This window comes from Leisingera sp. ABM4_101 (assembly GCF_056158725.1).
The window spans coordinates 2,659,101-2,683,863 of record NZ_JBSWTV010000002.1; the positions used below are offsets into that span (position 1 = coordinate 2,659,101).

The 24,763-nt window shown below is 62.2% G+C and carries 24 protein-coding genes; 17 read left to right on the plus strand and 7 right to left on the minus strand.

The window, feature by feature from the left end; translation table 11 throughout:
- Positions 1 to 46: 46 nt before the first annotated feature.
- From ACXAEK_RS14180 to ACXAEK_RS14190, 3 genes are all read right to left on the minus strand, one after another.
- A complete protein-coding gene (locus ACXAEK_RS14180) occupies positions 47 to 2,218 on the minus strand; it encodes a methyl-accepting chemotaxis protein (protein ID WP_475042819.1) in 2,172 nt (723 codons plus the stop codon).
- Between the two features lie 452 nt (positions 2,219 to 2,670).
- Positions 2,671 to 3,717 carry an AcvB/VirJ family lysyl-phosphatidylglycerol hydrolase gene (locus ACXAEK_RS14185; RefSeq protein WP_475042821.1) on the minus strand — a complete coding sequence of 349 codons (1,047 nt, stop codon included), beginning with the start codon at positions 3,715 to 3,717 and terminating at the stop codon, positions 2,671 to 2,673.
- Positions 3,633 to 4,004: a hypothetical protein gene (locus ACXAEK_RS14190; RefSeq protein WP_475042822.1), complete on the minus strand. Its 372-nt coding sequence runs from the start codon at positions 4,002 to 4,004 to the stop codon at positions 3,633 to 3,635. Before ACXAEK_RS14190 ends, ACXAEK_RS14185 begins: the two co-directional genes overlap by 85 nt.
- Before the next feature lie 219 nt (positions 4,005 to 4,223).
- Here ACXAEK_RS14190 and ACXAEK_RS14195 point away from each other — a divergent pair, with 219 nt between their 5' ends.
- Positions 4,224 to 4,550 (plus strand): hypothetical protein, encoded by a 327-nt coding sequence (locus ACXAEK_RS14195; protein WP_475042824.1) that lies wholly within the window; start codon positions 4,224 to 4,226, stop codon positions 4,548 to 4,550.
- Positions 4,551 to 4,625: 75 nt separating this feature from the next.
- Here the strand turns inward: ACXAEK_RS14195 and ACXAEK_RS14200 are convergent, their stop codons facing one another.
- Positions 4,626 to 8,447, minus strand: a complete 3,822-nt coding sequence (locus tag ACXAEK_RS14200) for an efflux RND transporter permease subunit (protein ID WP_475042825.1) — start codon at positions 8,445 to 8,447, stop codon at positions 4,626 to 4,628.
- Positions 8,444 to 9,559, minus strand: a complete 1,116-nt coding sequence (locus tag ACXAEK_RS14205) for an efflux RND transporter periplasmic adaptor subunit (protein WP_475042826.1) — start codon at positions 9,557 to 9,559, stop codon at positions 8,444 to 8,446. The genes ACXAEK_RS14200 and ACXAEK_RS14205 overlap by 4 nt, the downstream gene beginning before the upstream one ends.
- Before the next feature lie 284 nt (positions 9,560 to 9,843).
- Between ACXAEK_RS14205 and ACXAEK_RS14210 the strand changes: the two genes are divergently transcribed.
- The 5 genes from ACXAEK_RS14210 (at position 9,844) to ACXAEK_RS14230 (ending at position 15,280) form a co-directional block, all read left to right on the plus strand.
- Positions 9,844 to 10,515: a hypothetical protein gene (locus ACXAEK_RS14210; protein WP_475042828.1), complete on the plus strand. Its 672-nt coding sequence runs from the start codon at positions 9,844 to 9,846 to the stop codon at positions 10,513 to 10,515.
- Positions 10,516 to 10,569: 54 nt separating this feature from the next.
- Positions 10,570 to 11,892 (plus strand): PQQ-like beta-propeller repeat protein, encoded by a 1,323-nt coding sequence (locus ACXAEK_RS14215; protein ID WP_475042829.1) that lies wholly within the window; start codon positions 10,570 to 10,572, stop codon positions 11,890 to 11,892.
- 63 nt (positions 11,893 to 11,955) lie between these two features.
- Positions 11,956 to 13,419 carry a ribosome biogenesis GTPase Der gene (der, locus tag ACXAEK_RS14220; RefSeq protein WP_475042831.1) on the plus strand — a complete coding sequence of 488 codons (1,464 nt, stop codon included), beginning with the start codon at positions 11,956 to 11,958 and terminating at the stop codon, positions 13,417 to 13,419.
- 290 nt (positions 13,420 to 13,709) lie between these two features.
- Positions 13,710 to 14,663, plus strand: coding sequence for a fatty acid desaturase (locus tag ACXAEK_RS14225; protein ID WP_475042832.1), 954 nt, complete (start codon positions 13,710 to 13,712; stop codon positions 14,661 to 14,663).
- 65 nt (positions 14,664 to 14,728) lie between these two features.
- Positions 14,729 to 15,280: a helix-hairpin-helix domain-containing protein gene (locus ACXAEK_RS14230; RefSeq protein ID WP_475042833.1), complete on the plus strand. Its 552-nt coding sequence runs from the start codon at positions 14,729 to 14,731 to the stop codon at positions 15,278 to 15,280.
- 72 nt (positions 15,281 to 15,352) lie between these two features.
- Here ACXAEK_RS14230 and serS read toward each other — a convergent pair whose 3' ends face one another.
- Positions 15,353 to 16,645, minus strand: coding sequence for a serine--tRNA ligase (serS, locus tag ACXAEK_RS14235; RefSeq protein WP_475042835.1), 1,293 nt, complete (start codon positions 16,643 to 16,645; stop codon positions 15,353 to 15,355).
- 312 nt (positions 16,646 to 16,957) lie between these two features.
- On the opposite strand from serS, the gene ACXAEK_RS14240 reads away from it, so the two are divergent.
- The 11 genes from ACXAEK_RS14240 (at position 16,958) to ACXAEK_RS14290 (ending at position 24,394) form a co-directional block, all read left to right on the plus strand.
- A complete protein-coding gene (locus ACXAEK_RS14240; RefSeq protein WP_475042836.1) occupies positions 16,958 to 17,227 on the plus strand; it encodes a glutaredoxin in 270 nt (89 codons plus the stop codon).
- A 275-nt stretch (positions 17,228 to 17,502) separates the two neighbouring features.
- A complete protein-coding gene (gene yajC, locus ACXAEK_RS14245) occupies positions 17,503 to 17,787 on the plus strand; it encodes a preprotein translocase subunit YajC (RefSeq protein ID WP_039130110.1) in 285 nt (94 codons plus the stop codon).
- 33 nt (positions 17,788 to 17,820) lie between these two features.
- On the plus strand, positions 17,821 to 19,482 hold the full coding sequence (secD, locus tag ACXAEK_RS14250; protein WP_475042838.1) for a protein translocase subunit SecD: 1,662 nt from the start codon (positions 17,821 to 17,823) through the stop codon (positions 19,480 to 19,482).
- 1 nt (position 19,483) lies between these two features.
- A complete protein-coding gene (gene secF, locus ACXAEK_RS14255) occupies positions 19,484 to 20,452 on the plus strand; it encodes a protein translocase subunit SecF (protein WP_475042839.1) in 969 nt (322 codons plus the stop codon).
- Positions 20,445 to 21,197 (plus strand): TSUP family transporter, encoded by a 753-nt coding sequence (locus ACXAEK_RS14260; RefSeq protein WP_475042841.1) that lies wholly within the window; start codon positions 20,445 to 20,447, stop codon positions 21,195 to 21,197. Before secF ends, ACXAEK_RS14260 begins: the two co-directional genes overlap by 8 nt.
- A gap of 11 nt (positions 21,198 to 21,208) precedes the next feature.
- The gene (locus ACXAEK_RS14265; protein WP_475042843.1) at positions 21,209 to 21,562 is read left to right on the plus strand and encodes an Mth938-like domain-containing protein; all 354 of its coding nucleotides are present in this window, start codon (positions 21,209 to 21,211) and stop codon (positions 21,560 to 21,562) included.
- Positions 21,563 to 21,653: 91 nt separating this feature from the next.
- Positions 21,654 to 22,268, plus strand: coding sequence for a heme ABC exporter ATP-binding protein CcmA (gene ccmA / locus ACXAEK_RS14270; protein ID WP_475042845.1), 615 nt, complete (start codon positions 21,654 to 21,656; stop codon positions 22,266 to 22,268).
- Entirely contained in the window at positions 22,265 to 22,921 is a 657-nt protein-coding gene (ccmB, locus tag ACXAEK_RS14275) for a heme exporter protein CcmB (RefSeq protein ID WP_475042847.1), read from the plus strand. Before ccmA ends, ccmB begins: the two co-directional genes overlap by 4 nt.
- A gap of 54 nt (positions 22,922 to 22,975) precedes the next feature.
- Complete coding sequence (locus ACXAEK_RS14280; RefSeq protein WP_475042848.1) at positions 22,976 to 23,707, plus strand: heme ABC transporter permease; 732 nt, start codon at positions 22,976 to 22,978, stop codon at positions 23,705 to 23,707.
- The gene (gene ccmD, locus ACXAEK_RS14285; protein ID WP_475042850.1) at positions 23,707 to 23,862 is read left to right on the plus strand and encodes a heme exporter protein CcmD; all 156 of its coding nucleotides are present in this window, start codon (positions 23,707 to 23,709) and stop codon (positions 23,860 to 23,862) included. Before ACXAEK_RS14280 ends, ccmD begins: the two co-directional genes overlap by 1 nt.
- Positions 23,855 to 24,394, plus strand: a complete 540-nt coding sequence (locus ACXAEK_RS14290) for a DsbE family thiol:disulfide interchange protein (protein WP_475042852.1) — start codon at positions 23,855 to 23,857, stop codon at positions 24,392 to 24,394. Before ccmD ends, ACXAEK_RS14290 begins: the two co-directional genes overlap by 8 nt.
- A 15-nt stretch (positions 24,395 to 24,409) precedes the next feature.
- Here ACXAEK_RS14290 and ACXAEK_RS14295 read toward each other — a convergent pair whose 3' ends face one another.
- The gene (locus ACXAEK_RS14295; RefSeq protein ID WP_475042854.1) at positions 24,410 to 24,700 is read right to left on the minus strand and encodes an antibiotic biosynthesis monooxygenase family protein; all 291 of its coding nucleotides are present in this window, start codon (positions 24,698 to 24,700) and stop codon (positions 24,410 to 24,412) included.
- Positions 24,701 to 24,763 lie beyond the last annotated feature (63 nt).

Here is a 24,763-nt window from a genome sequence, read left to right on the forward strand (position 1 = left end):
GCCGGTTCTTTGAACCGGCCTTTGCCCTTGTTTCTGTGCTGGGAGATTAGAAGTCCTCCCATCCTCCGTTTGCCGCCTTGGCAGGCATTGGCACCGCAGTGCCAAAGTCCATTTCTTCACCGTGCGCGCTGGGCGTTTTCGGCGCCGGGGCCGCAGCGGGCCTTTTGGCGGCCGCTGCCACAGTACCGGAGATTTTGAACTGTCCGATCAGCTCCGCCAGCTTGCTGGCGTCGGTGTGCAGCATGTGGCCGGCAGCGGTGGCCTCTTCGACCATCGCGGCGTTTTGCTGGGTGACCTGGTCCAGCTGGCCGACGCCAGTGTTGATCTCGCTCAGGCCGGTTGACTGTTCCGCAGCGCCTTCAGCGATGTTGGAGACAAGTTCCGAGATCGTGTTGACACGGCTGACAATACTGGTCAGCGCATCACCGGTTTCTCCAACAAGATCAACGCCCTGTTTCACATGTTTGGAGCTGTCCCCGATCAGCGACTTGATCTCGGTGGCGGCATCCGCGGAACGCTGCGCAAGGGCGCGCACTTCGGAGGCAACCACTGCAAAGCCTTTGCCTGCCTCGCCGGCCCGGGCCGCTTCGACACCTGCGTTGAGGGCCAGCAGGTTGGTTTGAAAGGCGATGTCGTCAATGACTGAGATGATCTGGGAGATCTTGGTCGAGGATTGCTCGATCTCGGTCATCGCAGCAACGGCGCTTTTGACCACTTCGCCGCTGGCCTCTGCCTCCTGGCGGGCTTCCTTCATCGTCTGCTCAACTCCGCGTGCGCCGTCTGCCGAGGATTTGACCGATGCAGTCAGCTCTTCCAGGGCTGCGGCGGTTTCCTCCAGAGTGGCGGCCTGGCTTTCCGTGCGGTTGGACAGGTCGTCGGAGGCGGTGCTGATCTCAGTTGCACCGCTGTGAATGCTGCTGGTGGCCGCGATCACCTGTTCAATGGTGTCGCGCAAAGTTTCGACAGTGCCGTTGAAGCTTTGGCGCAGCTGTTCATATTCCTCCGGGAAAGCCTCGTTGATGGCGCAATCGAGATCGCGGCTGGAGAGGCGGGCCAGATGGTCGTCAAGCTTGCCGACGACAGCGCCGCGGTCGGCGATGCGGCTGGCTTCGATATTGGCAAGCTTTTCATCCGCTTCCGCCAGCGCGGCCCGGGTTTTTTCCATTGCCCGGCTAAGTTTGCCGACTTCGGTTTTTGACTCAAGAAAGGCTGGCTGGAAATCGAATTCCTTGCGGGCGAGACGGTCCAGGTCTGCCTGCAGGGCGCCGAATTGTTTCGTAAAGGCGGTTATCAGGCGCAGCCCGATGGTGCCGCTGATGATCAGCGACAGCGCAACCGCCGCCATGGTTACGATGAGCGCCTGGCGTGCGCTACTGGCTTCCTCGGTGGTGAAAGCCATCATTGCGCCTGTCACGGTGTTCTCGACGCCCCGCAAAGAGCTTACCCAGCTGGTGGCGCGGTTGAACCAGTCGCGGGAACTGTAATCCGGAGCCGTGGCACCCGGGCCTGCCTCCAGGACCTGGGTGCGGATACCTGGCAGGCCGGCGGGTTCAAGGCCTGCGCGGATGTCCAACGCGGGCAGTATCTGGCCAAAGGCCAATCCTGCGATGTCCAGCAGCTTGGTTTCAACAGCACCTGTGCTGGTGAACCAGCGGTAGAGGTCCAAGTTGAAGCTTCCCAGGCCAAAACCCCCGGCCCCTGCAGCCCGTTGCTGCCCCGCGGCCTCCTTGGCATAGGCAAGGTTGACAAGACCGGTGCTGAGCTGGGCCAGTTCGGCGTTCTTCTGATGCAGAAGCTGCACGCTGGTGCTGTCAAGGATATCGGCGATCATGCCCGAATAGCGTGATCCCATTTGCGCCGGGCTAAGCCCTTGGGCGCTGACCGTTTCACGCAGGGCGGACAGCTGATCCAGGTTTGTCAGAGCCTGTGCCGCCGTGTGCGGGACGTCCTGAATGGCTTGGTCGACTTGACTGCGCGTCGCGCTCAGATCAGCAGTGCCGGACTCCCCTTTGGATGACAGAAACACGGCGGACAATCCGCGTTCTACCTGCAGGTAGTGGACCACATTCATAAGAGCCACTGACTCGCGGGTCTGGATTTGCGACTGTTTTGCATTTTGGTAGTTCTCAAAATCCACCGAGGCCTTGAAACCGCCTATTGCGGCCAGTGCGATGAAGGGAACTGCGATCAGCGCCAGGATCTGCGAACGTAAAGACATCTATCTTTCCCTAACCAAAGAAACACGATTTGCGGGAATTACCCATTCTCGGTGGTTCAATGCCATGGAGGAGATAACATATAGTGAACTTCGAAAGTGTCTTAGAGTTGTGTTTTAAATAGATGTTTTATTCTTGGCTGTCCAAATGCGGCAATTCCGGGCTGGAATTGACGCAAATGGCAGTGTTTCAAATTCATGCAATTAGGAGAACTGTATTGCGGCCCTTTCGGTTGATCAAGAATTGCACACTTAAATCAACAAGTTAGCGCGTTGCTGTGCGAGGTTCCGTTGCTGGGCGAACGCAAATAATAAAAAATCTATGGTATTGCACACTCGTCGAACAAACCCGCAAAAAATCCCTTTGGGAAAGCTCCGCAAAACTGTGAACTGCCGGGCCGCGCGCTGCCTGGCCCGGCCGGGCTGCGGCAGGCTGCCCCTGGGAGGGAGCGGGCTTAACCGCTGCTGCCAGCCAGGGCTGTCAGCGCCCTTACAATGCGGTCATAATCATTTCCCAGATGGTGGCCGCCGTCGAAGGCCATCTTTTGCGGTGCCGGAAGCCGGGAGACAGGGCAGGCGCTGACCGTCTCCTTGCGGCCGTACAGGCACAGAACCCGGCTTGGTGGCAGGCTTGCAGAAAGGGTGTTAATGGCCGGTGCGACCTCTGCCGATCCGGTGGGCCTGCCCAGCCAGCCGCCGGCAACGATTTCAAAACCGGTGAGGGTTTCCGGTGCAATCAGCCCCACAGCTGCAAGGCGCGAGCGCAACCCGGGCGGCAGTTCTGGGACGGCAAAGGGCAGCGTGTTGGCCCCAAGTGAAAATCCCAGCAGCAGGACACGGCTGGCGCCGAATTTCTGGCGGAAATGCATGTCGATGCGGGTCAGGTCGGCGGCGATCTGCCGGGGACGTTTTTCGCGCCACATGTAGCGCAGACTGGAAATTCCCACGACAGGGATGCCGCGGGCTGCCAGCCTGTCCGCGATCTGTTCATCGAAATTCGCCCAGCCGCCGTCGCCAGACAGAAAAATCGCATAGGTGCCGCCCGCCGTCACTGCATCGCCGTGGTGGATGGTGAGCGGCAGATCTGCCAGGCTGCTGTCCTTGGCGGCAGTTTCAACATCAAAGGCGTGATCGGTGCCCGCCAGACGCAGATAGCTTTGGTAAAAAGCGCGGCGCGGGCTGGTGTCGGGACCCGGCGCCACCACCGTGGCACCCGCGGCACCCGTGGCAAAGGATGTGCGGCCCGGGGAGGCGAGGTCCAGCCAGCGCAGCGGGGCCTTGCCTTTCCGGGCTGTTGCCAGTGCCGCGCCGCCGCAGGGGGAGGTATCGGTGAAACCGGATGTGACCAGTCCCTTGAACCGGTCCGGAGCTGCATCTGCTGCTGCCAGGGCAATGTCCGCGCCAGTGCCGAAACCCGTCAGAACTGGCGTGCGGGCCAGTGCCCCTGCTGATCCTGAATACGGCGCGCAAGCCTGGCCAGCAGAGCGGAAGTTGCGGAGCAATCGCCGCCGGTCCGGGCCAGCAGCGCGGGACCGTCAACGCCAATGACCAAAGTGTGCATCTCGGATAGCCGCTGCGCACGCGCCGCCAGGTCGCTGCCCCAGCCCTCAGCGCCGGTAAGAACCAGTGCCGTGGACCGCGCTTCCTTGCCTTGCGGAACGACTATTGCGAGGGGATCGGCCCTGGTGCCCGGATCTGGCCGGTGAAGGGCGAAATAGGCGACGGCAGCGAGCAGCACCAGCCCCGCGGTTCCGGCAAGCGTCTTTGCTGGGGAGCTGGGTCGCGGCATGTGCTGTTTTCCTTCCCGGCAGTAAGATCGACGATCACCGGGTATCAGAACTTCCCTGCCGAAGCGTGAAGGGCGCCTGCAGGGCGCAGCACCTTGCCAGCCTTGGTTGGGAAACCATTGCACGCTTTCCCCGTTGACCAGCTTCCGGTGCGCAATAAAGTACGCCTGATCCGGGACCTGCGGCATGGCGCCGCGCGGCCTGGCCAAAAGGACAAACTGATGAAGAAACTTCTGCCCGCTCTTTCCGCTGCCGCTTTGCTGGCCTTCCAGGCGCCCGCTTTTGCCGAGGACCTGGAGTTCCTGCTTTTCAATGACAGCAGCGCCGAACTGGTTGAATTTAATGTATCGCCCGCGTCTTCGGACGATTGGGAGGAAAACCTGCTGGACGGAGGTTATCTGGCACCCGGCTATGAGATCGGTGTGCTGATCGCCGATGGGGCAACCACCTGCGTCTATGACATCCGAGGCGGTTTTGCCGACGGGTCCGAGGCTGAGGACTATGGCCTCGACCTGTGTGAGCTGGGTGAATACACTTTTACCGATTGATCCCAGCCAGTGGGCGGCCGGGTCTGCCCCTGCAAGTAAAAAGCCCCGCGGCAGCGGGGCTTTTTCTTTGTCCGGTTACTCTGCTGCGCGCAGGCGGCCGCGCGGGGCCGGGGGCTGCGGTTCGTCCTCTTCACCTTCACTTGTCTCCGGGGCTGGCTCTTCAACCCACTGGATTTCGGTGGTGGGAAGCTGGCGGGCCTTCTTGAACAGCTTTGAGTCCTGCGCGATGCGGCTGGAGCGGCCGCGGGTGATCCGCGACAGCGCCCGCCCCAGGGCCTGCATGTAGGTGGAGAACCAGACCCGGATTGCCAGCAGCGATGGTGTCAGCACCAGCGTCAGGATGGTGGCGATGCCCAGGCCGAAGACCACAGCGGTGGCCAGCTGTTTCCACCACAGCGCAGTGGGGCTGTCGATAGAATAGCCGCCGTTGATGAAGTCCAGGCTGACGCCGAACATCATCGGGGTGAGGCCGGCCATCGTGGTGATGGTGGTCAAGAGCACCGGGCGGATGCGGGCCTCTGCGGTGCGAATGATCGCCTCGATCCGCGGCATCTTCTGGCTGAATTCCTGATAGGTGTCGATCAGCACGATGTTGTTGTTCACCACGATCCCCGCCAGCGCCACGATGCCGGTGCCGGTCATGATGATCGAAAACGGCTGGTTCATGACCAGCATGCCGATCAGCACACCGGTGGTGGAGAGCACCACCGCCAAGAGCACCAGCACTGAGTTGTAGAAGCTGTTGAACTGGGCCAGCAGGATCACGAACATCAGCGCCAGCGCGCCGGCAAAGGCCTTGGACAGGAATGCGCCGGATTCCTCCTGCTCCTCCTGGTCGCCGGTCCATTCCCAGGAAATGCTGCGCGGCAGCGGGTCGGTCTCCAGCCATTCGGTGATCAACATGATCCGTTCGTTCGGGTTCACCGGAACAATCTTGGCGCCCTCGCTGATCGCCGCCTGCACGGCTTCAAAGCTTTCGGCGCCGGTCAGCTGCACCAGCTCCAGCGTGCTGCCGTTGGGGGCGGTAAGGGTGTCACCCGATGCGGCAGTGCCCTCTGGCAGTTCCTTGAGCAGGGCCAGCCGGGTCATTTCGCCGGTGTCCGGATCTTCTGCCTCGACCTTGCTGAGGCCGGCTGTCACATCCGCCTTGACGTCATAATACCGCTCCTGGCCGATGCGGTTGATCTGGGCCAGTTTCGGAACCGGTTTGCGGGTGATGAAGTTTGACAGCGGCACCAGCCCGTCGGCGGTGCGGACCTTGAGGCTGTCGAGTGTCGACAGCACCCGGTCCTGTTCCGGCAGACGGACGCGGATGTCGATTTCTTCATCCGAACTGTCGACCCGCATGGTGTCCAGCAGGATACCGCGCGTGACCAGCTGCACCATGGCGCCCACGGTGGCCACATCGGCGCCGTAGCGGCCGGCCTTCTCGACGTCGACATCGATCTGCCAGTCGATGCCGGGCAGGGGCAGGCTGTCCTCGATCAGGATCAGGCCGGGGGTGGATTCGAAATGCGCCCGTGCGGCCAGGGTGGCGGCGGTCAGATCCTCCCAGCCGTCGCCGCGCAGCCGCAGGTGCACCGGTTTGCCGGTCGCAGGGCCTTGCGCCAGGGCGCGGACCTCGACCTCGAAGCCGGGCAGCTTGGCGAGTTCGGCGTTGAGCTCGTCCAGGACGGTGTTGCCGCCGTATTCCTCGGCGATGATTTCCTTTTCAACACCCAGGTATTCGGTCAGCAGCCCGCCGAACCAGCCATCCAGCGGCTCGCTTTGGGTAGGGCGGTCTTCCCAGGGGATGATCTCGAACTGGACCTGGCCGATGGTGTCCGGCGGCAGCTGCGCGCCGGAGCTGTCGGTGTTGAGGCCGCCGTCGCCGGCAAAGGAGAACACGTTGATCACCGCGTGGTGCTGCATGATAATGTTTTCGGCGGCGCGGACCATCTCGTCCTTTTCATGCAGCGAGATGTTGCCGCGGGCGCGGACATAGGCCGAGGCCTGCTCCGGTTCCGAATCCACGAAGAATTCAACGCCGCGGTTGTTTTCGCCATAGGCGGTAAACACGGAAGAGATTGCAAACACGACGGCGACGATGGTGACCACCGGCATGATCGGGTTGCCGGCAATGAACTTGATCACATGGCCAAACGGCGTGTGGCGGTAACCGGGCGCGGCCTCTGTCTGCTCGCGCTCGATCTTCACCGCGCTGAGGGTGATGGAGGCGGCAAAGGCCGACAGGGTAAAGACCAGCCCGCCGAACAGCACGCCGCCCAGGCCCGCGCCTGCGCCCAGCAGATAGGCCGGGTTCAGCATCTGCATGGCGCCTGCGAACATGCCCCACATCGGCAGCGGCACCAAAGCCGCGCGCAGCCACCAGGGCGCGATCATGCGCAGGGCGCGGGAAGCGCCCTCAAACGTACGGCTGATGCGGCCGGTGACGCCGCCCATGACCGGCAGGTAGATCAATGCCACCACCAGCGATGCGGACAGCACGAAGATCATGGTGACCGGCAGCATGCCCATGAACTCACCCGGGACACCGGGCCAGAACAGCAGCGGCAGGAAGGCGCAGAGCGTGGTGGCGGTGGAAGACACCACCGGCCAGAACATCCGCTGGGCCGCCTCGACATAGGCGTGCATCGGGCCTGAGCCTTCCTTGATGCGCTTGTCGGCGTATTCCACGATCACGATGGCGCCGTCGACCAGCATGCCGACGGCGAGGATCAGGCCGAACATTACCATGTTGGAAATGGTGACACCCATCAGCGCGAGGAAGGCAAAGCACAAGAGGAAAGAGGTGGGGATCGCAAAGCCCACCAGCAGGGCAGCACGGCTGCCAAGCGCGGAGAGCACGACGATCATCACCAGTGCCACTGCGGTCAGAACCGAGCCCTCAAGCTGGCTCACCATCGAGCCGACAACGCGGCTTTGGTCGTTGGAGGTGCCAACCTCGACCGCCGCCTGCAATTCCGGCGGCCATTTGGCCTTGGAGGCCTGGATGGTCTCCTTCACCAGGTTGACGGTGTCGATCAGGTTGTAGCCCTTGCGCTTCACCACCTGCAGCGCCACCGTGTCCTCGCCGTTGAAGCGGGCGGTGCCTTCGCGGTCTTCAAAGGTGAAGTTGATCTGCGCAAGCTCGCCCAGAGTGACCACGCGGTCGCCATTGGTTTTGACCGGCAGCCGGTAGATGTCCTGCACATCGTCAAAGGAGGAGGGGATCTTGACCGAGAAGGCGCCCTGGCTGCTTTCCACTTCGCCCGCGGCAATCAGCTGGTTGTTGTTCTGCACAACATTGATCAGCTCAAGGGCGGTGACGTTATAGGCTTCCAGCCGCAGCGGGTCGATCAGCACCTCGACCATCTCGTCGCGGTTGCCTGCAATGCCTGCCTCCAGCACCGCATCCAGCGCTTCAAGGTCGTCCTGCAAGTCCTTGGCAATACGCGCCATCGTACGTTCCGGTACCGCACCGGTCAGGTTGACGATGACGATCGGGAATTCGGAGAAGTTGATTTCGGTGATCGAGTATTTTTCAGCGCCGTCGGGGAATTCCGCCTCGGCTTTGTCCATCGCGTCGCGCACGTCGGCCATGATCGCGGTCTTGTTCCAGCCGAACTCAAACTCCAGCGCCACCCCGGCATAGCCTTCGGCGGCGGTGGAGGTCATCTTGTCGAGCCCGTCGAGGTCGGCAAGCTCGGTCTCCATCACCTTGACCATCAGGGATTCGGCATCCTCGGCAGAGATGCCGGGGAAGGGGACCGAGATGAACAGGGCTGGGATTTCGATGTCCGGCTCGCCCTCTTTGGGCAGCATGGAATAAGCAAACCCGCCGACCAGAAGCGAGATTGCGATGAAGGCGAGGACCATCCGGGCGCGGCCGGCGGCCCAATCGACGATGCCAATCACTGTTCATTCTCCCGGTAGGTGGCCGCCACGGCGACGCCTTCGGTGACAAAATCCTGGCCCACCACGATCACATCCGCGGTTTCGGGCAGGCCGCCCAGCCAGACGCCGTCGGCCTCATCCCTGAGCAGCTGCACGGGGTAGAATACCACGGTGCTGTCCGATCCGACAACGCGCACGCCCAGCTGGCCCTCGTTGTTCAGGGTCAGCGCCGACTGCGGCACCTTATGGGCCAGCCGCCCGGCAGAGGAGATCGCGATGTCGGCGGTCTGGCCGTCGCGGATGCTGAGATCCGGGTTGGGCACGGTGATCTCGACCTCGAACGTGCGGGTGTTGGGATCCGCGGAGCGGCTGAGGAAGGTGACCTTGCCCTGCACCCGCTGGCCGGTGGCCAGTTCGGCGCCTGCATCGGCGCCCAGTTCCACTTTGTTCACTTCCGCCTCGGGCACAAAGCCGACGAGCTTGATGGTATCTAGCTGAATCACGGTGCCGCAGAGGCTGCCGGGCTGCAGCAGGCTGCCCAGTTCTGCGGTATCGCTTTCCAGCAGCCCGTCGAACGGCGCGGTGATCCGCAAATGGGCAATCTCGCGTTCTGCCGATGCAACAGATGCCAAGGCAGAGCGTTCTGCGGCCTCGGCGGCGGCCAGCCGGGTTTCGGATGCATATCCGCCCTCGGACAGTTTCGATGCGGCGGTGAGGTTGATCTTGGCCTCTTTCAGCTGGGCTTGCGCCTGCAGCAGCATGGCGGGACGGGTGCCCGGGTCCAGCTCGCACAGCAGGTCGCCCTTCGTGACGTGGGCGCCCTTGCGCAGCGGTTCCGAGGTCACGGTGGAGGTCGTTTCGGCCCGCACCTCAACCTGGCGGATCGCCTGGGTCTGGCCGCGCAGGATCACCGCGCTGCCGATGGTGCGCGCCTTGCTGTGCAGCGCCACCACGCCAACACGGGTGTCCTCGGCTTGGGCGAGTTCCTGGGATACGGCAGGTTCCGCGCCGGTCTCAGCCGCCGCGGCAGCATCCTCTCCCCGGGCAAAGGCCATCAGATCGTCGCGCTCAATCACCACCAGATAGAGGGCGGTCATCACCGCTGCGGCGGTCAGTACCGGTACGATACGCATGGTTGGGCCTTTCCTGTTTCCTGTCTGTCCCCTTGGGGTGAAGCCCGGGCGCTGGCCTGGCGCTGTCACGGAGGGACTCGCGCGTATGTGATAGGCCTGATATAGGAGATGTCCATTCTAAACTAAGTGGTTTAGTTCACATTTCTTGCTTTTCTTGCAGGAATGCAGAAGTTTCTGGTGCAAACGGGCCACTTGGCTTGGCCTTTGAGGCGGGGTAAGAGGGGCGCAACGCATTCAATACCGGTGCGGGCAGCAGCCCGGGCCGCGCATCGCAGGGGCTTTTCATGAGCGATACCGACAGTTTCATCGACGAAGTGACCGAAGAGGTCCGCCGTGACCGGCTTTTCCTGATGCTGAAGCGCTATGGCTGGATTGGCGGTGCAGCGGTCGCGCTGATTGTCGGCGGCGCGGCGTTCCGGGAATACTCCAAAGCGCAGGACCAAGCCGCGGCTGAGGCGCTGGGGGACGGTATCACCGCTGCATTGGAGATCGAAGGCAGCGCGGCGCAGGCGGAAGCGCTGGCGGCAGTTTCTGCGGACAGCGCTGGCGGCGCTGCCATTCTCGGGATGCTGGAAGCAGGCGCGCTGGCCGATGCCGGCAAGCAGGCTGAAGCCGTCGCGCAGCTGGAGGCCGTCGCCGTGGATGGCAGCCTGCCGCTGATCTACCGGCATATTGCCAGTTTCAAGGCGCTGGCGCTCCAGGCCGGCAGCCTGAGCGTTGCAGAACGCCGCCTGCAATATGAAGCGCTGGCGCAGCCGGGAGCACCGCTGGCGCTGCTGGCCTCGGAACAGCTGGCGCTGCTGGAGATCGAAGAGGGCAACAGCGAGGCGGCAATTGCCCGTCTTCAGAGCATTGCGGCGGATGCAGCGGCGAGTGGAGACTTGAAAGACCGCGCAACTCAGGTGATTGTGGCGCTTGGCGGCTCGATTGAGGATACCGCCGCGCCTGAGGGGTAAGGCGCTCCGCAGATGGGAACTTGCGGAAAAAAGAACGGCACACAGGGCAGGGCAATGACAAAAATCAGCACTTTCACCCGGGCACGGGCGCTTCTTTGCACAACCGCGGCTGCAGCCGTTTTGGCGGCCTGTGCAGAAGAAGAGATCATCTTGCGCGGAGAGCGCGAAGATATCCGGCCGGAGACAGCCGTGGAGGTGGTGAACCAGTCCCGCGCAATTTCGCTGCCGAAACAGGCTGCCAATCCCGAATGGGCCCAGGGGCACGGCGCCGAGGCCGGGCGCACGGCGCATCCCGCGCTGTCAGCTGCGCCGCAGCTTGCCTGGTCCACCGCCATCGGCGAAGGCGACGGGCGCCGCAAGCGCATTACCGCCACGCCGGTAGTCGGCGCCGGGCGCGTCTACACGCTGGACAGTGATGCCAAGGTGTCGGCGGTGTCGCCGCAGGGGCAACTGCTGTGGCAGAGCGAGCTGATCCCCGCAGAGGATGAGGAAGGCCAGGCGACCGGCGGCGGCTTGGCTTATGACGACGGTATTCTTTATGTCTCATCCGGTTTTGGCGTTCTGACTGCCTTGAATGCGGCAGACGGCAGCCTGGTCTGGCGCCAGGAACTTGATGCCACCGGCTCCGGCCAGCCGCGGGTCAGCGGCGGGCTGGTCTATCTGGTGGCCGGTGACGATGCCGGCTGGGCGGTGAATGCAAAGGACGGGCGGATTGCCTGGCAGATCGAGGCTTCGCCCTCTGCTTCCAATATCCTGGGCGCACCTGCGCCGGTGGTGACCAATGACCTTGCGATCTTTGCCTTCGGATCCGGCGACCTGATCGCCACCTTCCGCCGCGGCGGCCTGCGCCGCTGGAGTGCGTCAGTCTCAGGCCAGCGCACCGGACAGACCCTGTCACGGATCAGCGATGTTACCGGTGCGCCGGTGGTTTCAGGCAAGCGGATCTATGCGGGCAACAATTCCGGCCGCACAGTGGCTTTTGATCTGGACACGGGCGAACGTCTTTGGACAGCGCGCGAAGGGGCCTCCGGCACAGCCTGGCCCGCTGGCGGCAGCCTGTTTCAGGTGAGCGATCTGAACCAGCTTCTGCGCCTGGACGCAGACAATGGCGAGGTCATCTGGGCGGTGGACCTGCCGGGCTACTTGAAGGACAAGCCGGGCAAGCGCGGCCAGATCCACGTGCATTACGGCCCGGTTCTGGCAGGCGGCCAGATCCTGCTGGCCTCCAATGACGGGGTGCTGCGGTTCTTTAATCCACAGGATGGCAGCCTGTCCCGCAGCATTGAGGTGCCCGGCGGTGCCACGACGGCACCGGTTGTTGCAGGGCGCACGCTCTACGTGGTTTCCTCCAAAGGCGACTTGCTGGCATACCGCTGAGCACTGGCGGTTGCCGTACAGATACGCTATGTGCCGCACCTTGAGTTGCAGAAAGTTGGTCTGATGTCCTTTACCCTCGCCATCGTGGGCCGTCCCAATGTGGGCAAGTCCACCCTGTTCAACCGCCTTGTGGGCAAGAAGCTGGCCCTGGTCGACGACCAGCCGGGCGTCACGCGCGACCTGCGCGAGGGCGCGGCGCGGCTCGGCGATCTGCGGTTCACGGTGATTGACACCGCGGGCCTGGAGGACGCCACCGACAACTCGCTTGAGGGCCGCATGCGCCGCCTGACAGAGCGGGCGGTGGATGTGGCTGATATCTGCCTGTTCATGATCGACGCCCGCACCGGCGTCACCCCGACCGACGAGATCTTCGCCGATATCCTGCGCCGCAAGTCCGCGCATGTGATCCTGGCCGCTAACAAGGCCGAGGGCAACGCCGCCGAGGCCGGCGTTCTGGAAGCCTATGGCCTGGGCCTGGGCGAGCCGCTGCGGCTGTCGGGGGAGCACGGCGAGGGGATGCCCGACCTCTACGGCATCCTGCAGCCGCTGGCGGAAAAATTCGAAGCCGCGGCCGAAGAGCATGCGCCTGCCACGGACGTTGAGGTCTATGAAGAGATCGGTGAGGACGAGGAAGAGATCATTCCGGTCCCGACCGACGCAAAACCCTTGCAGGTTGCTGTTGTCGGCCGCCCGAATGCGGGCAAGTCGACGCTGATCAACAAGATCCTGGGTGAGGACCGGCTGCTGACCGGGCCCGAGGCCGGGATCACCCGCGATGCGATCTCCTTGAAGATCAACTGGAAAGATACGCCGATGCGGGTGTTCGACACCGCCGGCATGCGCAAGAAGGCAAAGGTGCAGGAGAAGCTGGAAAAGCTTTCTGTCTCCGATGGCCTGCGTGCGGTGAAATTTGCCGAGGTCGTGGTAGTGCTGCTGGACGCCAGCATCCCGTTCGAACAGCAGGACCTGCGGATTGCCGACCTGGCCGAGCGCGAGGGGCGCGCGGTTGTGGTGGCGGTCAACAAATGGGACGCCGAAGAGCACAAGCAGGAAAAACTGCGCGACCTCAAGGAGGCCTTTGGACGCCTGCTGCCGCAGCTGCGCGGCGCGCCTCTGGTCACGGTTTCGGCCAAGACCGGCAAGGGGCTGGACCGGCTGCACGAGGCGATCATGCGTGCCTATGGAACCTGGAACCGGCGCGTCCCCACCGCGGCGCTGAACCGCTGGCTTGTTGGCATGCTGGAGCAGCACCCGCCGCCGGCCCCCCAGGGCAAGCGGATCAAGCTTCGCTACATGACTCAGGCTAAAAGCCGCCCGCCGGGATTTGTGGTGATGTGCTCGCACCCCGACAAACTGCCGGAAAGTTATACCCGCTATCTGGTCAATGGCCTGCGCGAGGATTTCGACATGCCCGGCACGCCGATCCGCCTCTATATGCGCGGGCAGGGCGACAAGAACCCCTATAAGGGCAAGCGGGCCAAGAACGCCGGCGCGCTGGAAAAGCACCTGAAGAAGCGCGGCAGCTGACGCAGCGGCAGGATCTCCCGCCCGGCCGCGCGGCATTCAAAGAATACCTTGGCCCGTTGGGCCCCGCGCCGCCCCGAAGGGCGGCGTTTTGCGTTGCGCGGTGTTTCGCCGTTATCCGCCTTTGCAGCATGGTTGTATTTCCCTCCCGCGGCCGGGATATTACCGTTAGGGTTGAAGCGTTTGTTGCACGGTAGCCTTGTCTTTGCGCGGGGCGGGATTATCTGGATTTTTACCTTGGATGGGCTGGGCATTTTGCACAGCTGTCACGCAAAGATTTTATGGATGGTTTCATGGATCTGAGGGCACATACGCGTAAGTACACAGTAAAGGACAACCGGCTGGCATCGCTCAGCTATTTTGGAACATTTGCGGTTTACTTTTTGTCTCTGTGGCTCGCCATCACCTATGCGGACCGCTGGTATGTGATGCTGCCCGCGGGCATTGTGTTCGCCTTTGCTGCGGTGCGCCTTTACGTGCTGCAGCATGACACAGGCCATCACTCGCTGTTCGAAACCCGTCTGCAGAACGAGATCGCCGGCCATGTGCTGTCGCCCTTCACCTTTGCACCGTTTGAGGTGATGAAGCAGAACCACAACCTGCATCATTCCAACATTGGCAACCTGGAGCACCGCGAGACCGGCGAGATCCACACCATGACGCTGCGGGAATGGAAGGCGGCCGGTTCCTGGGAGCGGCTGGGCTACCGGTTATACCGCAACCCGTTTGTGCTGGTGCCGCTGGGCTCCGCCTTTACCTATTTCATCCGCTACCGCTGGCCCAAGAACACCACTCGGTTCGGCGCCGCGGGCGTGATCCTGCACAATGTGGTGATCGTGGCGATGCTGGGGCTGCTCTATTGGGCGGCGGGATTGACAGGCATCTGGGTCTGGCTGGCGTTTTCCTTCCTCGGCGGAATGATCGGCGTGTTTCTGGTCTATTTGCAGCATAATTTCGAGGATACCTACTGGGACCGCCGCCCGGATCTGAATCCGCAAGTGGCGGCGTTGCAAGGATCCTCCTGCCTGGACTTTGGCTGGTTCTTCGACATGGCAGTGGCCAATATCACCCTGCATGACATCCATCATTATAATGCGCGGATCCCGTCCTACCGGCTGCGCCAGTGCCATTACAGCCTGCCGCCGGAACTGGGGCTGAGACGGATCAAGTTCCCCGAAGCCGTGCGGGCGCTGACGCTTAAGCTTTGGGATGAAGAGAAAAAATGCCTGGTGCCCTTTCCCGCCTAGTAATTGGCTGACATGATCCTGCAACGCGCGGCAAGGACAAGAACACTGAAGGGGAGAAAGACGGCATGGCAACCATTCTTAAATTGAAGGGTGTCGGTCCGGCGCTGGCCAAGCTGCTGAAAGCGCACGGAATTCAAACCGTGGCGGAATTGGCCGCAAAGGATGAGCAGCAGCTGCGCAATATTCCGGGCGTTGGGGAAAGCCGGGCAGCCAGGCTTCTGGGCGCAGCAAGGGAAGCCGTGCCTGCCGAAACCACCGGCAAATCCGCTGCAGCTGCCCTCAACGGGCTGGCAGCGCCGGAGCAGGCTGCAAGCCAGGTGGCAGAAGCGGAAGAAGCCAGCCCCGGCAGCCAGTGGAGCGCCAAGCTGGAGGCCGCGGAAGCCGCCCGCCAGGCTGCGGAGGACAAGGCTGCCAAGGCCCAGGCTAAGGCGCGCAAGGCCAAACGCAAGGCAGCCCAGCTGGCGGAAGAATTCGCAGAGGCTAAAATCAAAGCCAAGCAGAAGGCCAAGAAGGTCAAAGCCAAGGCCAGAAAGGCCATTGAAAAGGAAAAAGCCAAGGCGCAGGCCATTTTGGATGGACAGGTCCCGGGAAAGAAAAAGAAGAAGGCGAAGAAATAGCTTCAACCTTTTGCTTCAAAAAGAAAACCGGCGCCAATGGCGCCGGTCTCTGTTTCACTGATGCAGTTTAGATCAGACCAGCTGACCCTCGGCAGTCAGGGTTAGCTTGCCGCCCAGGTAAGGCGCCAGGGCTTCGGGCAGCTGGACCGAACCATCCGCCTGCTGGCCGTTCTCCAGCACCGCGATCAGGCAGCGGCCCACCGCCAGGCCGGAGCCGTTCAGCGTATGCACGAACTGCGGCTTGCCGCCATCGGCCGGCTTGAAACGCGCGTTCATCCGGCGGGCCTGGAAGTCGCCGCAGACCGAAACCGAAGAGATCTCGCGGTAGGTCTTCTGGCCGGGGACCCAAACCTCGATGTCGTGGGTCTTGCGGGCGCCAAAGCCCATGTCGCCGGTGCACAGAACAATGGTGCGGTAGGGCAGACCCAGACGCTCCAGAATGTCCTCCGCGCAGCGGGTCATCCGCTCATGCTCTTCGATGCTTTTGTCCGGATGGGTGACCGAGACCATCTCGACCTTCTCGAACTGGTGCTGGCGCAGCATGCCGGCGGTGTCCTTGCCCGCGCTGCCGGCCTCGGAGCGGAAGCACTGGGTGTGCGCCACATAGCGGCGCGGCAGGTAGCCTTCCTCAACCGTCATGCCGTTGACGATGTTGGTCAGCGTGACCTCAGCCGTCGGCACCAGCCACCAGCCGTTGGTGGTCTTGTAGCTGTCCTCGCCGAACTTAGGCAACTGGCCGGTGCCGTACATCATTTCTTCGCGCACCAGCACCGGGGTCCAGGTTTCGGTCAGTCCGTTTTCGTCCACGTGGGTGTTGATCATGAACTGCGCCAGGGCGCGGTGGATGCGGGCGACGGCACCGGACAGCACCACAAAGCGGCTGCCCGAGAGCTTGGCCGCGGTCTCGAAATCCATGCCGGGCTTCACGCCTTCGATCTCGAAATGCTCCTTGGCTTCGAAATCGAGCGCCTTGGGTTCGCCCCAGCGGCGGATTTCGACGTTGTCGTCCTCATCCTCGCCCAGCGGCACATCCTCGAACGCGAGGTTCGGGATGGTGCCCAGCATACCGGTCAGCTTGGCGTCCAGTTCCTTGGCCTCGGCGTTCATCGCAGCCACTTCGGCTTTCTTCTCCGCCACCAGTGCGCGCAGGCGCTCAAACTCGGCCTCATCGCCGCGGCCCTTGGCGGCGCCGACTTCCTTGGAGGCCTTGTTCTGCTCGGCTTGGGCAGTTTCGGCGGCCAGGATCTTGGCCCGGCGCGCCTCATCCAGCGCCAGGATCTCTGACGACACGCCCGCATCCCCGCGCCGCGCCACAGCGGCGTCGAAAGCGGCAGGATTTTCGCGAATAGCGCGGATGTCATGCATAAGAGTCTCTCCTAGCGTTGAAAGGTGGTTTAAATCAGTAGGCCCATCCTATGACGCAAGGGTGAAGAAAGGGGAAGAGGGGGCAGCTTAGTGGAACCAGACTGTTCCTGAGTTACCGCTTTCTGCAAATTCGGAGCAATGCAGGTCCTTCTTTCAGAAATGCAATTCGGTCAGACAATATTCAGGCGGGCCGACTGTGGCGAAAAGATGCAGTGGCAGACCCATAGATAGCCCACGCCAATGTGATCAGCCTGATCTTGCGCAAGACGGGCCAACATCCGAAGTCGGCCAGGAACAAGAGGGACCGCTCAAATGCCCAAGGCCGTACTTTACCGCATGGAATTGCCCAACTACACCTGTGGCTACGGCACAGCCGCCCGTGACCTGCTGCACCGTGAAAAGTTCGAAGTTGAGGAGCACATTCTTCGAACGCGCCGTGAAACCGATGCTTTCAAAGACAAGCACCACATCACCACGACGCCGCTTGTTTTTATTGATGGCGTCAAAGTTGGCGGCTTTACTGACCTGAAGAAGTACATCAAGGCACTAAAACCCAAGCCGAAACGGTTCTGGAGGCGTTGAATTGTACAGTTTGGGAGGCTTTCATTAGGCCACCGCTGCGGGATTATGGAACTCAAGCCGCAGTCCTGATGCTGAGTTTCAGGGAAGCCGGAAACAGCCAATATTCCTGCGCCGGGAGGGCTGGACGCCTTCTGATTTGAGAACAATCGTGCGGGGGTGCGGATTTGGCCCTGTTGAGCGCGGCGCGAGCCTTGCAACCCTTTCCCTCAACGCATAGGTTCCGCTGCAAAATTCCGGCATGAAACCCCATGCCGCTTTGACAGAAGGAATATCCCATGGACGGTGGCGCAGTCGCCCAATTTCTCCCGCTTATCCTGATCTTCGCGATCATGTACTTCCTGCTGATCCGCCCGCAGCAGAAGAAGATGAAGCAGCACCAGGCAATGGTCGACGGCCTGCGCCGCGGCGACCAGGTGGTCACCCAGGGCGGTGTGATCGGCAAGGTGGCCAAGGTCAAAGAAGACGGCGAGATCGAAGTGGAAATCGCGGAAGGCGTCAAGGTGCGCGTGGTCAAGGCGACCATCGCCCAGGTTCTGAACAAGACCGAGCCTGCGTCCTGAGCATTTCCCGCAACGATCTGAAAAGGCAGGGCAATGCTGCAAATTGATCTCTGGAAGAGGGTGCTGATCTGGCTGGTATGCGCAGCTGGTATTATGCTTGCCCTGCCAAACGGGTTTTACACCCGCGTCGAACAGGCCAATGACGCGGCCGCCGATATCATCGCCAAGGGTGAAACGCCGGAGCGTCTGGAAACGGTGGCTCAGTGGCCGTCTTTCCTGCCGTCGGGCCTGGTGAACCTGGGTCTTGATCTGCGCGGCGGCGCGCATCTGCTGGCTGAGGTTCAGGTCGAAGACGTTTATGAAGCGCGGATGGATGCGCTGTGGCCGGAGGTGCGCGATGCGCTTCGGCCCGAGCGCTCCACTGTCGGCACATTCCGCCGCCAGCCGGGGCCTTCGGATCAGATTCGTCTGAAGCTGTCCAAACCGGACGGCATGGCGCGGGCATTGGACGTTGTCCGCGGTCTGGCCAACCCCATTACCACGCTGACCGGTGTGGGCGCCAATGACATCGAAGTTTCGGCTGAGGGCGACATCCTGGTGGTTCAGCTGAGCGAGGCGGAAAAGCTCGCCTCCGACGACCGCACCGTGCGCCAGTCGCTGGAAATCGTGCGCCGCCGGATCGACGAGGTCGGCACCCGCGAGCCGACCATCCAGCGCCAGGGCGCCGACCGTATTCTGATTCAGGTGCCAGGCATCGGTTCGGCGTCTGAACTGAAGGCGATCATCGGCACCACAGCGCAGCTTACCTTCAACCCGGTTGTGGGCCGCGGCAGCGATGCGGATGCGGCGCCGGGCATCGGCAACAAGGTGATACCATCGCTGGATGAAGGCGGTGTGTTCTATACTGTGGAAGCCGCTGCGGTTGTGACCGGCGAGGACCTGGTGGATGCGCAGCCGTCGTTTGACCAGAACGGCCGGCCTGCCGTGACCTTCCGTTTCAACACCTCCGGTGCGCGCCGGTTTGGGGACTATACCGCCGAGAACATCGGCTCTCCCTTTGCCATCGTACTGGATGACGAGGTGGTCTCTGCCCCGGTGATCCAGTCTCATATCCCGGGCGGCTCCGGCATCATCACCGGCAACTTCACCATTGAGGAAAGCACCAACCTGGCCGTGCTGCTGCGCGCAGGCGCGCTGCCGGCAGAGCTGGTGTTCCTGGAAGAACGTACCATCGGCCCAGAACTGGGCCAGGACAGCATTGATGCGGGCAAGATCGCAACCATCGTGGCCTTTGTTGCGGTACTGGTGTTCATGGGCCTCAGCTATGGGCTGTTCGGTCTCTTTGCCAATGTGGCGCTGATCCTGAACATCGCGCTGATCTTCGGTATGCTTAGCCTGATCGGCGGCACCCTAACGCTGCCGGGTATTGCGGGTATCGTTCTGACGGTCGGTATGGCGGTTGACGCCAACGTGCTGATCTTTGAGCGTATCCGCGAGGAGCTGAAGGCGGGCCGAGGCCCGGCCAAGGCCATTGACGAAGGCTACTCCAAGGCGCTCAGCGCCATTCTCGACGCCAACATCACCACTTTCATCACAGCGGTGATCCTGTTCGCCATGGGCTCTGGCCCGGTGCGCGGCTTTGCGATCACCCTTGGCTTGGGCATCATGACCTCGGTATTCACCGCGATCTTTGTGACCCGGCTGATGATTGTCATGTGGTTTGAACGGCGCCGTCCGAAAACGATTGAGGTGTGATATGCGGCTGAGACTTGTTCCCCAGGAAACCTCATTCGATTTCTTCAAACGCGCCAAGCTGTGGCTGGGGATCTCGGCCCTGATGATGGTAGTGGGCTTTGCCTCCTTCCTGTATCAGGGGCTGAACTTCGGCATCGACTTCCGCGGGGGCACCACAATCCGGACAGAGGCCACCGAAACAGTGGACGTCGGCGCCTACCGCGATGCGCTTGCGGTGCACGGCTTGGGTGATGTGTCGATCACAGAGGTGTTCGATCCGGCTTTCGATGAAGATCAGCACGTTGCCATGATCCGCATTCAGGCACAGGACGACGGCGAGGCGATCTCCGGCGAGATGATCGAAACGCTGAAGGCCTCGCTGGACGCGGTGGCGCCGGGCATCAAATTCGTGTCCGTCGAATCCGTAGGCCCCAAGGTCTCGGGCGAACTGATCACCACCGCCATTATTGCGGTCGCCCTGGCGATCGCCGCGGTGCTGGTCTACATCTGGCTGCGGTTCGAGTGGCAGTTTGCTCTTGGCGCGGTGGCAGCGCTGGTGCATGACGTGGTGCTGACCATCGGTGTGTTCTCGGAACTGCAGATCAAGTTCGACCTGGCGATCATTGCGGCCCTGCTGACCATCGTCGGCTACTCGCTGAACGATACCGTGGTTGTGTTCGACCGGGTGCGTGAGAACCTGCGCCGCTACAAGAAGAAGGACCTCTCTGAGGTTCTGAACATCTCGATCAACGAGACCCTTAGCCGGACAGTGATGACCTCTGTGACCACGCTGCTGGCGCTGATTTCGCTTTATGTGCTGGGCGGCGACGTGATCCGCGGCTTCGTCTTCGCGATGATCTGGGGTGTCATTGTCGGGACCTACTCGTCGGTCTTCGTGGCCTCCACCATTCTGCTGAAACTGGGGGTGAAGCGCGACTGGTCGAAGCAGGCCAACACCACCGGCAACCAGTTCGGCAATATTGATGCATGAGGCATTTCAGGCAGCCCTGCAGACGCCGGGGCTGTTCTGGCTTCTGATAACCATTGGAGCCGCGGGTCTAGTCCGCGGCTTCACTGGTTTTGGCACTGCGATGATCTTTGTGCCGGTGGGCGCGCAGTTCCTGCCCTCGGCGGATGTGGTGTTCCTGATGGTGCTGATGGGGGTGTTTTCCACCATCACCCTGTTCCCGCAGGCCTGGAGCAAGGCGGACAGGGCTGAAGTCGGTGCCTTGTCCATGGCCGCTGCGGTCACCGTGCCGGCAGGGTTGTGGCTGATGGCGCAGATGGATCCGCTAACCCTGCGTTGGGTTGCCGCCGGGGTGATCGGCGTGACACTGGCGGCCGTGGTCTCCGGCTGGCGCTGGCAGGGCAAACTCGGCTGGCCGGGCCGTTTTGCCATTGGCGGTGCGGCAGGCATCGTTGGCGGCATGACCGGCCTCACGGGGCCGGTGGTCATCGTGTTCTACCTTGCCAACGTGCGTGACGTTGCGCGGGTCCGGGCCAACACCATCGTGTTCCTGGCGGCACTGGATGTGGTGATCGCGGCCAACCTGATCTTTGGCGGCATGGCCAGCCTCAAGGCCGTCATCCTGGCCTGTCTGCTCGGCATCCCCTACATAATCACCACACTCACCGGCAAGGCGCTGTTTGATCCCAAGCTGGAGAAGATCTACCGCTTTGCCTCCTATTCCGTGATTGCGCTGGCCGTGGTATCCAGCCTCCCGGTATTTGACTGAAAGGACCGCCCATGCGCCTGAACGAAGTGAGCTACTCCGATGCAATGCCCGTCGACGGCTATGGTGACGGGTTCTTCCGCATCGGCGGCCAGGTGCATAAGGGCGGCGTGCTGACATCGGCGGCTGGCACTGCGGGCTGGGGTGGCATGGCCGACGCTGCGCCGCTGCTGGCGCTGGCCGGAGAGATAGATGTCCTGTTCATCGGCACTGGGCCTGAGATCGCCCATATCCCGGCAGACCTGCGCAAGGCGCTGGAGGACGCAGGGCTGGGCGTTGAGGCGATGAATTCACCTGCCGCCTGCCGCACTTACAATGTGCTGCTGTCCGAGGGCCGCAGGATAGCCTTGGCCGCATTGCCGGTCTGAAGATGAATTTCCGATGTATTTGACCTGCCGCAAAGCGGGCATCTGCTGAATGGTCTTTTCATGCGCCGGAGCAATGGGATAAGCGAACCTCATGACATTGACTGTGACGGATCTGGGCGTGGCCCGCGGCGGCATCCCGGTGCTGGAGGGCCTGAGCTTTGCGCTGGAGCCCAGCAAGGCGCTGATCCTGCGCGGCCCCAACGGCATCGGCAAGACCACTCTGCTGCGCACCGTCGCAGGCCTGCAGCCCCCGCTGAAGGGCCGGGTCGAGGGCGCAGAGGATCAGATCGCTTACGCCGCCCATTCCGACGGGCTGAAGCCAACGCTGACAGTGGCGGAAAACCTGACCTTCTGGGCCAGCGTCTTTGGCCGCAATGGCATTGAACAGGCGCTAGACGGCTTTGACCTGCAGACCTTGCGCGACCGTCAGGCGGGTGCCTTGTCGGCGGGGCAGAAACGCCGCCTGGGACTTAGCCGGATGCTGGTTACGGGGCGCCCCATCTGGATCATGGATGAACCCACGGTGAGCCTTGATACAAACTCCGTCGCCATGTTCGCGGATTCTGTGCGGGCGCATCTGGGGCAGGGCGGCTCTGCCCTGATTGCCACCCATATTGATCTGGGGCTGGAGGCTGAGGTGCTGGATGTCGGCCCCTTCAAGGCCAAGCCGCCAGAGATTGACGATTTTGACGGAGGCTTCCTGTGATTGCGCTTCTGCTGCGGGATCTGAAGCTCGCGTTCCGTGCAGGCGGCGGCTTTGGCCTGGGCCTTGCCTTTTTCCTGATCGTGACCGTGATGGTGCCGTTTTCCGTCGGCCCGCAGTCTGAACTGCTGTCCCGTATCGCCCCGGGCGTGCTGTGGCTGGGTGCGCTGCTGGCCTGCCTGTTGTCGCTGGACCGGCTGCTGGCGCTGGATTGGGAGGACGGCTCGCTCGACCTTTTGGCGACCGCGCCGCTGCCCTTGGAAAGCACCGTCACCATCAAGGCGCTGGCGCATTGGATCACCACGGGCCTGCCGCTGGTAATGGCGGCACCAGTGCTGGGGGTGCTTCTGAACCTGCCGGTGCAAGGCTTCCAATGGCTGGTGATCTCGCTGTTGCTGGGCACCCCTGCGCTGTCCGTCATCGGCACATTTGGTGCTGCGCTGACCGTGGGGCTGAAACGCGGCGGCCTGTTAATGTCGCTCTTGGTGATGCCGCTATACGTGCCGACGCTGATCTTCGGCTCCGAAGTGGCCCGCCGCGGTGCCGAGGGCATGGCGGTCCAGACACCCATGTTGCTGCTGGCGGGCATCTCCGCCGCTTCCATCGCCCTGCTGCCCTTTGCCAGTGCCGCCGTCCTGCGCGTCAATTTGCGCTGACATATGCCGCGCCCGTGAATTGAGAAACCCGAGAACAAGAGCTAAATAGCCACCATGTCGATCTGGGAATACGCCAACCCGAAGAAATTCCTGGCCACCTCTGAGAAGGTGATGCCGGCCCTGTGGGCCGGCTCAGCGGTACTGATTTCCGTAGGCCTGATCTGGGGCTTCTTCTTTACGCCTGATGATTTCCGCCAGGGCTCCACCGTCAAGATCATTTTCCTGCATGTGCCCTCAGCCCTGATGGCAATCAACGCCTGGTTCATGATGCTGGTGGCCTCGCTGGTCTGGGTGATCCGCCGCCACCACGTCAGCGCACTGGCCGCGCGCGCCGCGGCACCGGTGGGGGTGGTGATGACCGTGATTGCGCTGATCACAGGTGCGATCTGGGGCCAGCCGATGTGGGGCACCTGGTGGGCCTGGGACCCAAGGCTGACATCCTTCCTGGTGCTGTTCCTGTTCTACCTTGGCTACATCGCCCTGTGGGAGGCCATCGACAATCCGGACACCGCCGCCGACCTGACCTCGATCCTTTGCCTGGTGGGCTCGGTCTTTGCGGTGCTCAGCCGCTATGCGGTGAACTTCTGGAACCAGGGACTGCATCAGGGCGCGTCGCTGTCGCTGGACGAAAAGGAAAACGTGCATGATGTCTTCTCGTCGCCGCTATACGTTTGCATGGCAGGGTTTGTGCTCTTGTTCCTTGCACTGGTGCTCTACCGTACCGGAACTGAAATCCGCGCCCGCCGCATCAAGGCACTGATGGCGCGCGAAAGGCTGGAGGCATAATGCCCGATCTTGGAAAATACGCCGATACGGTGCTGTCGGCCTATGGCGTCTCGCTGCTCTTGCTGGTGGCGCTGGTAGTGGTGACAATCCTGCGCGGCCGCAAGGTGCGCCGGGAAATGGAAACCCTGGAAACCCGGATGAAGCGCAATGGCTAAAATCTCTCCGCTGATGGCGGTTCCCGGCGTGGTGTTTGCTGGCTTTGTTGGTCTCGCGCTTGTGGGCATGTTCCGCGAGGATCCCAACAGTCTGCCGTCTGCCCGCGAAGGCCAGCCTGCACCGCCGGTGGTGCTGGATGAGTTTCCCGGCAAGGAAATGTTCAGCGACGAAACCCTGCGCGACGGGACTGTGAAACTGGTGAACTACTGGGCCAGCTGGTGCGCGCCCTGCCGGGCGGAGCATCCGAACCTGGACGCGCTGTCCAAGGAGGGCATCCCGGTCTATGGCATCAACTACAAGGACCAGTTGCCCAATGCCGAGGCCTTCCTGAACGAACTGGGCGACCCCTATGCCGCGATCGGCCGCGACGAGAAGGGCCGCATGGCAATTGACTGGGGCCTTTATGGCGTGCCCGAGACCTATGTGGTGGACGGCAATGGTCAGATTGTCCTGCGGTTTGCCGGCCCCATCACCCAGCGGGTGATTGAAACCACTCTTCGTCCGGCAATGGAAAAGGCCGCAGGGCAATAACACCGCAACGGCTGCTTACCCCGTCTCGCAAAGGGTGAAGCTGCTGAGGCCGGGTTCCTGTGACGTCAGTTTGAATACGTGCTCCAATTGTTCCTGCTTGGAACGCCATATCAGGTATTCGCTGAAGGCATCGGCGCTTTCCCATCGCTCAAAGACCGCAATCTCGTCCCGGTCAGGGGCGAACAGGGCCTCAGCCTGCAGGCAGCCGGGATAGTCCCGGACCTCTTTTACCATCTGTTTGACCAGAACCGCCAGCTCAGTGAATTTTCCAGGCAGGGGGCTCAATTCTATGATCACGGCTTCCATCGCGAAATGCTCTGTGGTTGTGAGTGGAAGCCAGTTTGAACGCAGTTCGGAAATTTCTGGTAA

Bases quoted from the DNA above. Each gene is read 5' to 3' on its own strand.
- ACXAEK_RS14210 (WP_475042828.1), top strand. From the start codon at position 9,844: ATGAGCGATACCGACAGTTTCATCGACGAAGTGACCGAAGAGGTCCGC.
- ccmA (WP_475042845.1), top strand. From the start codon at position 21,654: ATGACATTGACTGTGACGGATCTGGGCGTGGCCCGCGGCGGCATCCCG.
- ACXAEK_RS14190 (WP_475042822.1), bottom strand. From the start codon at position 4,004: ATGCCGCGACCCAGCTCCCCAGCAAAGACGCTTGCCGGAACCGCGGGG.
- ACXAEK_RS14205 (WP_475042826.1), bottom strand. From the start codon at position 9,559: ATGCGTATCGTACCGGTACTGACCGCCGCAGCGGTGATGACCGCCCTC.
- ccmD (WP_475042850.1), top strand. From the start codon at position 23,707: ATGCCCGATCTTGGAAAATACGCCGATACGGTGCTGTCGGCCTATGGC.
- ACXAEK_RS14295 (WP_475042854.1), bottom strand. From the start codon at position 24,700: ATGGAAGCCGTGATCATAGAATTGAGCCCCCTGCCTGGAAAATTCACT.
- ACXAEK_RS14215 (WP_475042829.1), top strand. From the start codon at position 10,570: ATGACAAAAATCAGCACTTTCACCCGGGCACGGGCGCTTCTTTGCACA.
- yajC (WP_039130110.1), top strand. From the start codon at position 17,503: ATGGACGGTGGCGCAGTCGCCCAATTTCTCCCGCTTATCCTGATCTTC.
- ACXAEK_RS14260 (WP_475042841.1), top strand. From the start codon at position 20,445: ATGCATGAGGCATTTCAGGCAGCCCTGCAGACGCCGGGGCTGTTCTGG.
- ACXAEK_RS14265 (WP_475042843.1), top strand. From the start codon at position 21,209: ATGCGCCTGAACGAAGTGAGCTACTCCGATGCAATGCCCGTCGACGGC.
- serS (WP_475042835.1), bottom strand. From the start codon at position 16,645: ATGCATGACATCCGCGCTATTCGCGAAAATCCTGCCGCTTTCGACGCC.
- ACXAEK_RS14195 (WP_475042824.1), top strand. From the start codon at position 4,224: ATGAAGAAACTTCTGCCCGCTCTTTCCGCTGCCGCTTTGCTGGCCTTC.
- secF (WP_475042839.1), top strand. From the start codon at position 19,484: ATGCGGCTGAGACTTGTTCCCCAGGAAACCTCATTCGATTTCTTCAAA.
- secD (WP_475042838.1), top strand. From the start codon at position 17,821: ATGCTGCAAATTGATCTCTGGAAGAGGGTGCTGATCTGGCTGGTATGC.
- ACXAEK_RS14180 (WP_475042819.1), bottom strand. From the start codon at position 2,218: ATGTCTTTACGTTCGCAGATCCTGGCGCTGATCGCAGTTCCCTTCATC.
- ACXAEK_RS14280 (WP_475042848.1), top strand. From the start codon at position 22,976: ATGTCGATCTGGGAATACGCCAACCCGAAGAAATTCCTGGCCACCTCT.
- ACXAEK_RS14230 (WP_475042833.1), top strand. From the start codon at position 14,729: ATGGCAACCATTCTTAAATTGAAGGGTGTCGGTCCGGCGCTGGCCAAG.
- ACXAEK_RS14225 (WP_475042832.1), top strand. From the start codon at position 13,710: ATGGATCTGAGGGCACATACGCGTAAGTACACAGTAAAGGACAACCGG.
- ACXAEK_RS14290 (WP_475042852.1), top strand. From the start codon at position 23,855: ATGGCTAAAATCTCTCCGCTGATGGCGGTTCCCGGCGTGGTGTTTGCT.
- ACXAEK_RS14240 (WP_475042836.1), top strand. From the start codon at position 16,958: ATGCCCAAGGCCGTACTTTACCGCATGGAATTGCCCAACTACACCTGT.
- der (WP_475042831.1), top strand. From the start codon at position 11,956: ATGTCCTTTACCCTCGCCATCGTGGGCCGTCCCAATGTGGGCAAGTCC.